Annotated in this window: 11 protein-coding genes and 1 CRISPR repeat array; of the genes, 3 read left to right on the forward strand and 8 right to left on the reverse strand. The window is 59.5% G+C overall.

Annotated elements, in window-relative coordinates:
• Positions 1 to 2 precede the first annotated feature (2 nt).
• Positions 3 to 926 carry a type II CRISPR-associated endonuclease Cas1 gene (gene cas1, locus AB4072_RS10195; RefSeq protein ID WP_441967682.1) on the forward strand — a complete coding sequence of 308 codons (924 nt, stop codon included), beginning with the start codon at positions 3 to 5 and terminating at the stop codon, positions 924 to 926.
• Positions 923 to 1,261 carry a CRISPR-associated endonuclease Cas2 gene (cas2, locus tag AB4072_RS10200; RefSeq protein ID WP_441967683.1) on the forward strand — a complete coding sequence of 113 codons (339 nt, stop codon included), beginning with the start codon at positions 923 to 925 and terminating at the stop codon, positions 1,259 to 1,261. Before cas1 ends, cas2 begins: the two co-directional genes overlap by 4 nt.
• Before the next feature lie 71 nt (positions 1,262 to 1,332).
• Positions 1,333 to 1,633: direct repeats of the CRISPR family, unit length 37 nt; unit sequence AGATTAGCAGCTGAGAGATCGTGGTCCAGCGGCAACG.
• Between the two features lie 206 nt (positions 1,634 to 1,839).
• Here cas2 and cax read toward each other — a convergent pair.
• The 4 genes from cax to aspT all read right to left on the reverse strand — a co-directional run bounded on the left by cax (position 1,840) and on the right by aspT (position 7,161).
• A complete protein-coding gene (cax, locus tag AB4072_RS10205; RefSeq protein ID WP_441967685.1) occupies positions 1,840 to 2,922 on the reverse strand; it encodes a calcium/proton exchanger in 1,083 nt (360 codons plus the stop codon).
• A 46-nt stretch (positions 2,923 to 2,968) separates the two neighbouring features.
• The gene (locus AB4072_RS10210) at positions 2,969 to 4,693 is read right to left on the reverse strand and encodes a SulP family inorganic anion transporter (RefSeq protein WP_441967687.1); all 1,725 of its coding nucleotides are present in this window, start codon (positions 4,691 to 4,693) and stop codon (positions 2,969 to 2,971) included.
• A 122-nt stretch (positions 4,694 to 4,815) separates the two neighbouring features.
• On the reverse strand, positions 4,816 to 5,358 hold the full coding sequence (locus AB4072_RS10215; protein ID WP_441967689.1) for a transporter suffix domain-containing protein: 543 nt from the start codon (positions 5,356 to 5,358) through the stop codon (positions 4,816 to 4,818).
• Between the two features lie 117 nt (positions 5,359 to 5,475).
• Positions 5,476 to 7,161 carry an aspartate-alanine antiporter gene (aspT, locus tag AB4072_RS10220; protein WP_441967691.1) on the reverse strand — a complete coding sequence of 562 codons (1,686 nt, stop codon included), beginning with the start codon at positions 7,159 to 7,161 and terminating at the stop codon, positions 5,476 to 5,478.
• A 365-nt stretch (positions 7,162 to 7,526) separates the two neighbouring features.
• Here aspT and AB4072_RS10225 point away from each other — a divergent pair, with 365 nt between their 5' ends.
• Positions 7,527 to 7,949, forward strand: coding sequence for a hypothetical protein (locus tag AB4072_RS10225; protein WP_441967693.1), 423 nt, complete (start codon positions 7,527 to 7,529; stop codon positions 7,947 to 7,949).
• On the opposite strand, the gene AB4072_RS10230 is transcribed toward AB4072_RS10225, so the two are convergent.
• The 4 genes from AB4072_RS10230 to AB4072_RS10245 form a co-directional block, all read right to left on the reverse strand.
• Positions 7,950 to 11,171, reverse strand: a complete 3,222-nt coding sequence (locus AB4072_RS10230; protein WP_441967695.1) for an efflux RND transporter permease subunit — start codon at positions 11,169 to 11,171, stop codon at positions 7,950 to 7,952.
• Positions 11,172 to 11,175: 4 nt separating this feature from the next.
• Positions 11,176 to 12,282, reverse strand: a complete 1,107-nt coding sequence (locus AB4072_RS10235) for an efflux RND transporter periplasmic adaptor subunit (protein ID WP_441967697.1) — start codon at positions 12,280 to 12,282, stop codon at positions 11,176 to 11,178.
• Positions 12,283 to 12,525: 243 nt separating this feature from the next.
• Positions 12,526 to 12,684, reverse strand: coding sequence for a hypothetical protein (locus AB4072_RS10240; RefSeq protein WP_441967699.1), 159 nt, complete (start codon positions 12,682 to 12,684; stop codon positions 12,526 to 12,528).
• An 82-nt stretch (positions 12,685 to 12,766) separates the two neighbouring features.
• Entirely contained in the window at positions 12,767 to 13,135 is a 369-nt protein-coding gene (locus AB4072_RS10245; RefSeq protein ID WP_441967700.1) for a DUF488 domain-containing protein, read from the reverse strand.
• Between the last annotated feature and the right edge of the window lie 128 nt (positions 13,136 to 13,263).

Consider the following 13,263-nt stretch of genomic DNA (forward strand, 5'->3'; position numbering starts at 1 on the left):
ATATGGAGCAGATCGTCGATATCGCGACTGATGGCCGCCACCTCTCGGCCTATCGCGGCTTCATGATCGTTTCGGAGGAGCGGCAGGAGGTTGGGCGGATCCCTCTTGACGATGTGGCTGCCGTGATCGTGCATGCTCACGGGGTCACATGGTCTACCAACCTCGTCATTGCTCTCGCAGAGCGTGGGGCATTGATGCTGCTTTGCGGGTCCAACCATGCGCCGGTGGCAGTGTGTCTTCCCCTCGACGGTCACCACGCGCAGAACGGGCGCATCCGCGCGCAATGGGAGGCTGGAAGGCCTCTCGCCAAACAACTTTGGCGGCGCATTGTCATCGCAAAGATACGCTGGCAGGCTGCGGTACTGGATGCCAACGGCAAGCCCGCCTCCGCGTTCGATCTTCTTGCGCGAAAAGTCGGCTCGGGAGACCCCGAGAATGTGGAAGCGCAGGCTGCGCGCCGCTATTGGAATTTGCTGATGGGGGAGGATTTTCGCCGCGACCGCGACTCAGGCGGCGCGAACGCGATGCTCAACTATGGCTATGCGGTCCTTCGCTCCCTGTGCGCACGTGCCGTGGTAGTGGCGGGGCTTCATCCCTCTATTGGCATACACCACGCCAATCGTGGCAACGCCTTCGCATTGGCCGACGATCTGATCGAGCCATTCCGTCCGCTGGTTGATGCCCTGACTCTTCGCCTGATTGCGGCTGGAATCGACTCCGTGACACCAGAAGCAAAGCGGGCTTTCGCCGGGTTGATCGCACTTGATCTTCCCGGAGAGGCTGGCACCACCACTGTCTCAGGAGCCGCGATCCGCTCCGCGCAGACCCTCGCCGATTGTTTTCAGAGTGGGGGTGCGGCCGCTCTCGTTCTTCCCCAACCACCGTCTGCTGCCGATCTGGCTGGGCTGGATGCCCTGCTGCGATGACGGCGACTCAACTCAGTGGTTATCGACTCATGTGGATCTTCGTAATGTTCGACCTTCCCGTTACCACCAAGAAACAGGGACGCGCCGCGACGAAGTTTCGTGAATTCCTGCTAGACGAAGGTTTCGAGAAGAGCCAATTTTCCGTCTATGCGCGCTTCTGTAATGGCAAAGAACAGTTCGAAGCCTACATGCGCCGGATCGAGGCCAATCTGCCCGATCAGGGTGACGTTCACATTCTCACCTTTACCGACAGACAATATGAAAACATCGTCCGCTTCTCAGGGCAGCGCCGAAAACGAAAGAGGAAAAATCCCGATCAACTGGCCCTTTTCTAACGTGACAAGTGATTTTTTCCCGCAAAAAAATGCCGTTATCTCATGTTTTTCAATGAGATAACGGCACATCGAGATTAGCAGCTGAGAGATCGTGGTCCAGCGGCAACTGACGACAGCCAGAAGAATGAGAGCCAACAAGATTAGCAGCTGAGAGATCGTGGTCCAGCGGCAACGTCCCTGCCTGGGGCACCGTCTTTGCCATCAGATTAGCAGCTGAGAGATCGTGGTCCAGCGGCAACGCACGACGGGGCGCAAGGCACTCTCTGACAAGATTAGCAGCTGAGAGATCGTGGTCCAGCGGCAACGTCATTCATCAGAATACCGGCCTCGCGTGCAGATTAGCAGCTGAGAGATCGGGGTCCAGCGGCAACTCGCAGAGCGTCGCGAGCGAATGTCGCCTAGAACGTCGCGCTCTTATCCCCAATATTGCGAATGAGCATTCTGTCATCTGAGGCTATGCGAAGGCGCTTCGCAGAGTAAGGCCGACGCCCCGCGGCAGTGAAAAGCCGACCGTCGCCATGGCAATCAAAGTGACGTCCGCGTGGGAGCTCGATCATGAGCGGAGCTGGACGCAACCTCTATGGACTCGATGGGGGGCCTGGATCCGGTAAGAAGAAATAGGTCACGCCGAGGATCAGATAGACGGCCAGAAGTTGGACGCCTTTCAGCCAATCCGACCGCCCGTCTCCCGCCACCTGCCCTGTGATCAACACGGACAACAGGACGATAAGCACCATCCCGGCCGGAAAGGTGAGATCCATCGGGGCCGGTCCGACGACAAGGCTGATGAGAACGAGGAGGGGTGCCACGAACAACGCGACTTGTACGCTCGAGCCAATCGCGATCGAGAGCGAGAGGTCCATTCGGTTTTTGACCGCAGCAGTGACCGACGTCGCATGCTCGGCTGCGTTTCCGAGAATTGCTACCACGAACAAGCCGACGAAGGCTTTGCTCAGGCCCAACTCTTTCGCGACCGGCTCGATCGCACCGACCAGGATCTCACTCATCCATGCAATCATCACCGTGGCGGCGGCGAGCACAGTTGCCGCCCGGCCGGCGCTCCAAGGTGGCGCGGATTTCTCCTCTTCCTCTTCAGCGTCGCGGGTTCCAGTGAAAAGGGCGGAATGCGTCACGAGCGAAAACACCAGGAACAAGCAATACACCGCCAGAAGCACTACCGAGATGGTGACGCTGAGCCCGGTGAGGCTCCCGGAACTTCGCTGTCCGATGGCCACGTTATAGGCGGCCGGAAGGATCAGGCCGATCGCTGCCAGCGTCAGCATCGTTGCTTGAGAGCGCGCTGCCACGGCATTGAAACGCTGCTCCGGGCGCCGCAAACCGCCCGCGAGCATGGAGGCTCCCAGGACCAGCAGAATGTTGCCCACGATCGACCCCGCGATAGAGGCCTTGACGACGTCATGAAGCCCGGCGCGCAAAGCTGCGATGGCGATGATGAGTTCCGCCGCATTCCCAAAGGTGGCGTTGAGAAGGCCGCCGATCCCCTCGCCCATTCGTTCCGCGAGATGCTCGGTCGCACGCCCCATCCACGCGGCGAGCGGAAGGACGGCGAGGGCAGAGGCTATGAAGACGAGCAGATGTTTGGAGGGAGCGAACCATTCGAGCGCGGCCGTCACGGGGATAAAGATCAGGAGCCAGTTCATGACAAAACTCCACTCGCGCCGTGCGCCCATTCAAATCGCGGCTCCGTCATAAGCGGCGCTCCTCGGAGTCGGGCCACGCGACCGGATATGTTTCGAGATAGGTATTCACCGCTGCTTCGATGGTTGGGAAGAAGGAGTGCTCGCCGAGTTCAGAGAGCAGGCCGAACTTCCTCAGTTTGTCCTTCACGGGATCTTTGAGCTCCGCGAACAACAAATCGATTCCCGCCGCATGCAAGGCATCGTTTAGTTCGCTGAGGGTGTCCGCAGCAGTGACGTCGACGCTGGTGACGGGTTCCGCCGCGACGACCAGCCAGCGGGCCGGCGTCGGCGATTGCGCAGCCGCCTCTAGGACACGCTCGCGGAAGAACTCGGCATTGGCAAAAAACAAGGGTGCATCCCAGCGGAACAGCACAAGGCCGGGAATCTGCCGTGCCTGAGGATAGCGTTTGGTGTCGTGAAAGCCCATGACACCCTCAGCATGACCCAGCACAGCGGAATGCGGTCGCCAGCCATCCCACAGGAATTCGATCACGGCGATCGCAACCGCAAGACCGATGCCCGGGATAGCACCGAAGACAGCAACACCGACGAAGCACACAATCGACAGCCAGAACTCCCAGGGCTGCATACGATAGATGCGGACCAGGCCTTCGATCTCGATGAGGCCGATGGCAGATGCAATGACCACAGCCGCGAGCGCGGTTGAGGGCAGATGCTCGAGAAGGTTGGGAGCTGCAATCAGCAGGATCGCCACCGCCGCCGCACCGACAACCCCCGTCAGTTGCGTGCGGGCACCGGATGCTTCCGCCACCGGAGTGCGGGAAGAGCTGCTGCTGATCGGGAAACCCTGGAAGAAGCCGGCCGCCAAATTGGCGGCGCCGAGCCCGATCATCTCCTGGTTCGGATCGACAGCAACGCCGGTTCTGGCGGCATAGACACGCGAAAGGACGCTCGTGTCGGCAAACGACACGAGCGCGACGGCGGCGCCGCCGACGAGGACGGACACAAGATCCGTGGAAGAAACCCAAGGGATTGAAAAAGCTGGTAGGCCCTGAGGGAGAGCGCCGAGCACCGCAACCCCGGCGCGCGCGGAGAGATCGAGCACGCTGACGACGAGCGTTGCGGCGACCACTGCAATCAGGATGCCCGGCACACGCGGTGCTCTCTTGAGAAGCAGGATCGCCGCAAGGGCCGCCGCACCGAGGGCGAGCGTGATCCAGTTGGTCTTGCCGGCGACGATGGCGGCGCCGATTGCCCACAGATTCCTGAGAGGTCCATCGCCCTCGATCGAGAAGCCGAAGAGCTTGGGAAGCTGACTGATGAGGACCGTCAGCGCTATGCCGTTCATGTAGCCGTAGCGTATGGGTTTCGACAGCAATTCCGTGATGAAGCCGAGACGCGCCACGCCCGCAAGAATGCACAGGCCGCCCGAGACCACGGCCATCAGGCTTGCAATGGCTATCGCTCTGTTCGGGTCCCCCGCTGATAGGGGCATCACCACACCCAAAATGACGGCGGCGAGTGACGAATCGGGGCCCAAAACGAGAATGCGACTGGGGCCGAAGAGGGCGTAGGTCAACAGCGGTACAATCGTCGCGTAAAGGCCATAGATGCCGGGCACGCCGGAGGCGACAGCATAGGCGATGCCGACGGGCACCAGCATCGTCGTGAGGACGAGACCTGCAAAGATGTCATGCGGCAACCAGGCGAGCTTGTATTCACGCGCTGTCACCAGCCCTGGCATCCAGCGGCTCCACGCAGCCGACGTCATGCGACTTCTCGGGAATGAGGGACAATCCGGAGCGAAATCCATCTCATGTCCGGCACCACGGTCCTACGCCGTTTCTCATCTCCATGCATCTGGCGCAGAGACCGAGGAAAGAAAGTCGCGACTTAGCGGGCAGGGGTCGACGACGATCCGTTCGGGAAATCCATGTTCCCGACGTCAACAACCTTGGCCGTCCGGATAAACAGGGCTTGAACCTTGTTCCAGAACTCGCCGCCGAGCACGAAGAAACTCGCGATCAGCATGAGGTCGCTGAGCACCTTGAGCCATAGATCTGATGCCAGATCAGGCCAAAATTGCTCGACATATGGCTCAAACATCGCTGACACGAGCGGTAGGCAGAACATTATCAGTCCGATGGTGTATCGCGTGGGGCCGACCTCTACGGGGAATATCCCTTTCAACGCGAGAGCCTTGAGTTTTTGGAATCCCTCCTTGCCCATGACGACCACACAGGTGACCAGGAGGACCTTGTTGGCAATAAAAATTGCCCCGGACAACGCTGCGATACGAGAGGGCGAGACCTGTAATGCGGCCGCCAGCGGAATGAGCAGCCACACGGCGAATGCGAGAATAAAAATAATAATCCCGATCTTATACCGCCGCTCAGCTAACGCGGACGGACCCAGCTTTTGATCGAGAGCTGTCATGGTCTTTCTCCGGCACAATGCCTTCAGAGACTATGTAGGTACGCGTGACTGTCCCTGCGACAGGGAGACGAGCAGTGTTCGGTGCGTTGAACATCGCTCAATCGAGCGAAATCCATTTCAGAGCGTCATCATCCCAACGATGACGGGCCCCCAGGCGGTGAGCAAAATGTTTCCGATGGCATAGGGAATTGTGTAGCCCAGGGCCGGGACGTTGCTTTGTGCCTCATCCTGCACGGCACGTAGCGCAGCAGTGATCGTACCGGCGCCGGCACAGGCTCCCAGGACGATGAGAGGATTCATCTTCAGCACGAAACGTCCGAACAGGATTCCAAGCGTGTGCGGCAGCAGAGCCGATATCAAACCCACGGCGACAAGACTCAGACCGGATGCCCGCAGCCCGGAGATGAAACTCGGACCGGCGCTCAAGCCAACGATGCCGATGAACGTGCAAAGCCCAACGGTATCGAAGATCCAAATGGCCGCCTCCGGAATACGGCCGAAAAACGGGTAGACGGACCTCAGCCATCCGAACACCAAACCCATCACCAGCGCTCCCCCGCTTGTCGTGAGCGTCAACGGTACGCTCCACACCACGACGGACAAGAGGCCGACCAAACCGCCTAAGAATATGCCGCTTCCAACGAAAACCATATCAGTCGCCGAGGTTTGTCGGTCGGGATAGCCTAATTCCTTTGCCGCCCGCTCGACTTCGGGCAGGGGTCCAATGAGGCGCATCACATCGCCCCGATCAATGCGGGCTTCGAGCCCAATCGGCATTTCAAGCCCGGATCGTGTGAACTTGGACAGAAAGACGCCGCGCGCGAATTGCAGATGCGACAATTCCGTTAGCGACTTGCCTTCGACCGACCGATTGGTGACCACGACGTCCAATGTCTCGAGCGGAATGTCGAGGAGAACCGGGTCGCTGACTTCCGGGCCGATCATATCACCGCGTGTGGCATGGATCTCCTGCCGACCGATCACCGCTATGACGTCGTCCTTCTGGATGACGAGATTCGGTGCCGCGTCCAGAACCCGGTCTCCACTGCGAGCACGCACAATGAATACGCGGGCATGTCGGGGGAGGCTCTCAAGCTCGGCTATCGTTTTGTTAAACAGATTTTGATTGGTGACGCGATAAGCCCGCACGTCGAATGAACGTGCCGCAGACGTGACGCCTTCTATGGTTTCATCGGTTTTCCTGGCGCTCGCGCGGAGTCGAAGAGCCTCCTCGCGGAGATTGATTCCCATGAGCTTCGGTCCGATTGTGGGAAGATACCAAACCAGCGTGGCCGTTCCCACCAGATAGGTCACCGCGTAGGCCACCGGAATATTGTTGACGAGAGCAGCTCGCTCCGCCTCGGGAATGGCAAGGCGTTGAATGGCTTCGCCGGCCGTCCCGATCACCGTCGACTCCGAGAAGGCTCCCGCAAGAAGGCCTGCCGCCGTTCCCACGTCGTATCCCATCAGCTTTGAAAAGCCGAAAGCCGCGAGCAGACAAGTGACGCAGACAAGAACGGTCAGGGCCACCTGAGGAAGAGCATCGCTCTTGAGACCGCGGAAGAACTGCGGCCCGACCTTGTAACCTGTCGTAAAAAGAAAAAGGTCGAAGAAGATCGTTTTGACCAAAGGGGAAACCTTGATGTCGAGTTGGCCGATCAGCACACCGGCCAAAAGACAACCGACGACTGTTCCGAGAGTAAAGCTCCCGAACTTGATGCGGCCGATCAGGAAACCGAGCGCCAACGTCAGGAAGATAGCAAGTTCCGGATTGTGCCGCAGGGCCGAGACGAGGAAATCCATATTGCGTGTCCTCCGTATATCTCCCCATTGTCACTTGCTCTTCAGCGGGTCCACGTAGCCGGTGTCATGCGGCTTCTCGGAAATGAGGGACAACCGAGCGCGAAATACACCTCATGTCCGGCACCATTGTCGTGCCCCGCTTCCCACCTCCATGCATGTGGCGCGGAAGCAGGGGAAAGAAAGTCACTTTTTCTAAATGAAATACACGGAGCTGATCCTCGCGAGTTGCCGCTGCTCAACTCTGGGAATTCTGATAAGCTAACCGCTTATATGCCTCGGAGTATGGCCTCTCGCACTCAGCCATTCCGAGCGTGGAACATCGGTCTCTACAAGTCTAACGGCACCCGACTCCAAAGGAGGTCTCGATGAGCATTCGCTTCACCATCGGTTTCATCGCATTCGGTCTCGCCCTGACGTTTGAGGCATCGGATGGACATGCCGCGAAACTGAACTTATCCGCGTATCAGGGAGCTTGGCTGGAGCAGAGCTTCAACTGCGAGGCCGTCTATGCCTCGGGAGGAAAGAGCACCTCTTTCAAGAAGCCTCTCGACATTTTCGCACCAGCCTTCGTCGTGTCCGGAAACCGATTGACGACACCCCAGGCCTCATGCCGAATCCTTTCTGTCGAGCCGACGAGCGGGAACCGTCAGATCCTCAACATGCACTGCGCGAACTCCGTCGCCGCAAATGAGGTAAAGACGATCATGTCATCTTCGCCTGACGGTGGCCTCGCGCGCTACTTCAACGAACAGGATACGACCGGGACCATCTACCGGCGTTGCCGATAACTACCCCCGCTCTGATGCCTCCGCGATAGCGTTTTGCTCCAAAGCCTGCTCGGTCGTTTCATGCACCGATGGCGATGTCGGTGCGTCCGCCGGCTTTAAAACCTTGGGGCCAGCGGTTCCTTTTACCCTCTCGCGAAGCGCTTGGAACATCACGTAAAGCGGCGGGATCGCGAAAATTCCGACGAACGATGCGAGGATCATTCCGCCGAACACGGGTGTCCCGACATTACGCCGCGCCAGCTCCGACGCTCCCGTTGCGACCACGAGGGGATAAAGGCCCAGAATAAAGGCCAGTGACGTCATCATGACCGGGCGGAACCGTAGCCGCGACCCTTCGGTCGCCGCCTCTAGTAACGGCACACCTCTCTCCCGCTGCTCTTTCGCGAATTCGACGATCAGAATGCCGTTCTTCGCCGCCAAGCCGATCAGAACGATCATTCCGATCTGCCCGTAGAGATCCAAAGTCAGCCCGGCGACGACGATCGCGGCAAAAGAACCGAGCACGCCGATAGCAACGGACAGCAGCACGGGTATCGGAATGGTCCAGCTCTCGTAGAGCGCGACGAGGAAGAGAAAAGCGAAAAGCACCGCAAAGGCGAGGATGATGCCTGTCTTGCCCTCGGCGCGCTTCTCCTGGAAGGCAGTGTCTGTCCATTCCCCAGCGAAGCCTGCGGGAAGCACACGAGCTGCAACGCTTTCCATCGCGTTGAGCGCCTGTCCGGACGAAACGCCCGGCGCCGGACTCCCCTGGATCGTAACAGCGCGACGGTTGTTGTAGCGGATGAGGGCCGGCGGCCCGACGATGACCCGAACCTCGAGAAGGCTTCGCAACGGCACCATCTCACCGTCGGCGTTTCGGACGTTGATGCGGTAAATGTCATCGACCTTCGATCGGTCGACCGCTTCGGCCTGCACCTGCACCTGCCATGTGCGTCCAAAGAGATTCATATCGTTGACGTAGTATCCGCCGAGCGCGGCCTGCAGCGCCTGGAAGACGTTGTTCAGCGGCACGCCGAGAATCTGCACCTTGTTCCGGTCGATATCGAGATAGATAGAGGGGTTGGTGGCAGAAAACGTGCTGAAGACACGAGACAGCTGCGGATCTTGATTGGCCGCGACCGTCAACCCACGCAAGACCTGGGCCAAAGCTTTCGGGTCCCCTCCGCGCAGATCCTTCAGGACATAGGTAAAGCCGCCGCCGGTGCCGAGCCCGATGATCGGCGGTGGCGCGATGGGAACCACCGTCCCACCCTGAATCTGACGCAGCTTGGCCCCGAGACGCGCGATGACGGCATTCGCACCAAGGGACCGGTCATGACGCTCCTCGAACGGCTTCATGGTGACGACGATGAACGCGGCATTGGCCTGCGAGTAATTATCGATGAAGTTCAGCCCGATGACCGAGGTGTAATCCGCAATCGCTTCCTCTTCCTTCAAGACCGCTTCGGTGCGCCGAATGACATCCGTGGTCCTTGCGACAGACGCACCATCGGGCAGTTGGACGACAACGAAGAAGGCCCCTTGGTCATCTTCTGGCAAAAAGCCCGTGGGTGTGATCTTCGAGAGAGCATACACACCGGCGCTCGCCACCGCGACCATGGCCAACCCGATGATGGACACCCGGACGATCCGCGCCACCACATTGCCGTAGGCGTCACGAACGCGGTCGATGGAACGCATCACGAAGCCGATGATGCCGCGACGCGGCCCGTGGTGCGGCCGCAAAAGCACACCGCACAACGCCGGTGACAATGTCAGCGCATTGATCGCGGAGAGAAACATCGCCACCGCGACCGTCACCGCAAACTGGCGGAACAGCTCGCCCGAGATGCCGGGAATGAAAGCCACGGGCACGAAAACCGAAAGCAGCACCAGCGTGATCGCGATGATCGGAGCGGTAATCTCCTCCATTGCCTTCTTGGTTGCCTCGGCCGGTGAAAGCTCGGGATGCTCTTCCATCACGCGCTCAACGTTCTCGACAACGACAATGGCGTCGTCGACCACGATACCGATGGCCAGCACGACGGCGAGGAGGGAGACGGAGTTGGCGGAATAGCCGACGGCATTGAGCACAATGAACGCGCCGATCAGACTCACAGGAACCGCGAGGGTTGGAATCAGCGTCGCGCGCAGACTTCCGAGGAAGAGAAAGACCACAAGGACGACGAGGATGAACGCTTCGACCAAGGTCTTTTGGACCTCGTGAATCGTGTCGGTCACAAAGGTCGTGGGATCGTAGGTGACCTTCCACTCGAGATCCTCCGGAAAGCTCTGGGCGAGATCCCCGATTTGCTTCTTCACCGCGTCCAGCGTGGAGAGAGCATTGGCACCGGGGGATTGATAGATCGCCATCACGGCGGCGGGCCCGCCGTTGAAGCGGGTTTCGCGATCGAGATTGGCAGCGCCCAATTCAAGGCGCGCGACGTCTCGAAGCTGGAGAACCGATCCATCCGGGTTCGTCCGCAGGACGATCTTTTCGAAATCCTCAACGGAGCTCAGGCGGCCCTTGGTTTGAATGTTCAACTGCAGTTGTTGATCGTCCGAGATAGGGCGAGCGCCGATGCGGCCGACGGCGGCTTGGACGTTCTGGGCCTGAATGGCGTTGATGATATCGCCTGTCGTCAGGTTCAGACCCGTCAGTCGGTCAAGCCGCACCCAGGCCCGCATGGCATAGTCCTGCGGTCCCCAGAGAGAAGCGTCGCCGACGCCCGGCGTGCTTTTGACCTGATCGAGAATGTTGATCGTCACATAGTTTGAAATGAACAGCGGATCGTGGGTCTGTTTGGGTGAGGAAAAAGCGACTACGCCGAGCAAGGCCGACGACTTTTTCTTGACCGTGACACCCTGCCGCTGCACGTCCTGCGGCAGCTTGGAGAGCGCGACCTGCACCCGGTTGTTCACGTTGACGGCGTTGATGTCCGGATTGGTGCCAAGTTCGAAGGAGGCGGTCAGCGTATAGCTTCCGTCATTCCCGCTGACACTTTTCATATAGATGAGCTTATCGACGCCAACGACCTGGGATTCGATCGGCTGGGCGACGGTTGCGTCCACCACATCGGCCGAGGCACCGGGATAGTTCGTGGTGACGGAGACCTGGGGCGGAATGATATCCGGATACTGGGCGACCGGGATCACCAGAAGGGAAAGCAAGCCGGCAATGGTGGTGACGATGGCAATGACGATTGCAAGTCGCGGTCGGTCGACGAAAATGGCCGAGAGCATGGTGCTACATCCCGCTCAAGGCATTGGACGCCGGTGTGGCTCTCACTTGCGCACCAGGTCGCACGCTCTGCAATCCTTCGACGATCACCTGCTCGCCACCCGACAGGCCTTCGTCGATAATGCTCCCTGGTCCGCTTTCGCCCCCGACTTTGACCCGCCGCATCACCGCCTTGCCGTCTTCAACGATGAAGACATACACGCCGCCCTGATCGGCAATGAGGGCCGCCTGCGGAACGACGATCCTGGTCTCGGGCTTGTCGGTCCCGAGGAGGACACGGACAAGCTGTCCGTCGGTCAGTTGCCCCTTCGGGTTCGGCATGACGGCCCGCGCGGTGACCGTGTCGGTAGTGCGCTCAACCGAAACGTCGATAAAGTTGATGCGTCCGACCTGATCGTAGGTGACCCCGTCCGAAAAAAGGATGCGCACACTGATGTCACGCGGATCAGCTTTGTTCTCCGAGGCGGCATTCTTCAGCAGCTCACGTTGGCTGACTGGAAAAACCACGTACATCGGGTCCTGGCTGACGATCGTCGTCAGAACACCACTGTCCGGTCCGACAACATTCCCAACCGTGACGTTCGTCCGGCCGATGCGCCCGTCGATGGGGGAAGAGATGACGGTATAGCCAAGGTTGATCTTCGCCGTGCTCAAATTGGCCTCGTCGGACGTGACGGCTCCCTTCGCCTGGTCGGCGAGAGCGCGTGCCTGATCCCGGGCGACGACCGTTCCGGCATTCTTACTCAGCAATTCCTCCGCTCTTCGAAGCTGGATGACCGCGAGATCGTAACCGGCGTTGCTGCGTTGCAGGGCGCCTTCCGCTTGTTTGACCTCCGCCTCGAACGTATCGCTCTCAATGCGGTAGAGCGGGGCGCCCGCCTTGATCATGTCGCCTTCTTTGAAGAGGACATCCTCAAGATATCCCTTCACCCGCGCGCGGACGTCGACGCGCTCAGGGGCCTCGACGCGGCCGACGAATTCGATGTTCTGCGAGATCGCCTTTTGCTCGGCGCGGACGGTCCCGACTGGGATCGCATCGGGCGGCGGTGTCTGCTGCGCACGCGAAGGAAGAGCAGCCCCTAACATCATCAGGGCAACAAGGATGATCCGCATGCACGCCTCCGCTGCACGAATGCTCGACCTCGACAACACAAGCACAAACGGCGCCAACCAGACGCCATCTGTCATGCCCTGTCGCAGCCAGCATGAGTGTAGGTAGGCCACTTTCCCCGGGCCTCAAGAAGTCAAGACAGAGGAAACACGCCTCGCCATCACTGGCGAGAAGCACCGATCGCGTTCAATTCGTCACCACGCGAGGCTACGCCTGGCTGATAGTCATTCCGTACGCCTTGGGCATTAGGCCTCTGCCGGCGGAATGATGCCAAGCTCATCGAGTTTAGCCCTGACCTCGACGACCGAGCGTTTCAATTTGAGACTGATAACCGAGACTGGAGCACCCTCTTTGGCGAGGGTCACGAGCGATTGAACGGCCTCGAAGGTCCATGATGAAGTCACGAGCCACCTCCGTCTTTCGGACGCCGGAATCGTCCTCTGCGATTGAGGCAAGATGATGAAAACCGAGAGCGGCGCTCAACAGCTACCGATTCAGAACCATCTCCCTGAGAACGACAGCGTCGTTATGCGTCTCGTCATGGGCAGAATACACCAGCGTGATCGGGCCTTGTCGCGCTAAAGATCGCAATCGATTGAGCAAGTCAGGCTTCTGACGCACTTCGTCGGTGTAGCGCCGACGAAACTCCTCCCAACGAGCTGGATCATGCCCGAACCATTTACGAAGACCGGTGCTCGGTGCGATGTCTTTCATCCACTCATCGAGAGCGGCAGCCTCCTTGGAGACCCCGCGAGGCCAAAGCCGATCGACCAAGATCCGGGTACCGTCATCGGAGGTCGAGACCTCGTAGGCACGCTTTAACATGACATTTGCAGCCGCGATTTTTGTGCTCATCGGTGCGCCGACTCCGACGACATTGCTTCTTACCTTCCAGATCAAGCCCCCAGCCGGACGACCCGCCCCTATTCGCATCCATAAAAGCGGTTATTAGGTGGCGTCCCAACGGAGAGACTGCTCCACGA

This window comes from Microvirga sp. 2MCAF38 (assembly GCF_052115485.1).
GTDB lineage: Bacteria > Pseudomonadota > Alphaproteobacteria > Rhizobiales > Beijerinckiaceae > Microvirga.

Coding starts and splice junctions, on each gene's coding strand:
- AB4072_RS10215 (WP_441967689.1), bottom strand. CDS start 5,358: ATGACAGCTCTCGATCAAAAGCTGGGTCCGTCCGCGTTAGCTGAGCGG.
- cax (WP_441967685.1), bottom strand. CDS start 2,922: ATGAACTGGCTCCTGATCTTTATCCCCGTGACGGCCGCGCTCGAATGG.
- AB4072_RS10230 (WP_441967695.1), bottom strand. CDS start 11,171: ATGCTCTCGGCCATTTTCGTCGACCGACCGCGACTTGCAATCGTCATT.
- AB4072_RS10245 (WP_441967700.1), bottom strand. CDS start 13,135: ATGAGCACAAAAATCGCGGCTGCAAATGTCATGTTAAAGCGTGCCTAC.
- AB4072_RS10225 (WP_441967693.1), top strand. CDS start 7,527: ATGAGCATTCGCTTCACCATCGGTTTCATCGCATTCGGTCTCGCCCTG.
- AB4072_RS10235 (WP_441967697.1), bottom strand. CDS start 12,282: ATGCGGATCATCCTTGTTGCCCTGATGATGTTAGGGGCTGCTCTTCCT.
- aspT (WP_441967691.1), bottom strand. CDS start 7,161: ATGGATTTCCTCGTCTCGGCCCTGCGGCACAATCCGGAACTTGCTATC.
- cas2 (WP_441967683.1), top strand. CDS start 923: ATGACGGCGACTCAACTCAGTGGTTATCGACTCATGTGGATCTTCGTA.
- AB4072_RS10210 (WP_441967687.1), bottom strand. CDS start 4,693: ATGACGTCGGCTGCGTGGAGCCGCTGGATGCCAGGGCTGGTGACAGCG.
- cas1 (WP_441967682.1), top strand. CDS start 3: ATGGAGCAGATCGTCGATATCGCGACTGATGGCCGCCACCTCTCGGCC.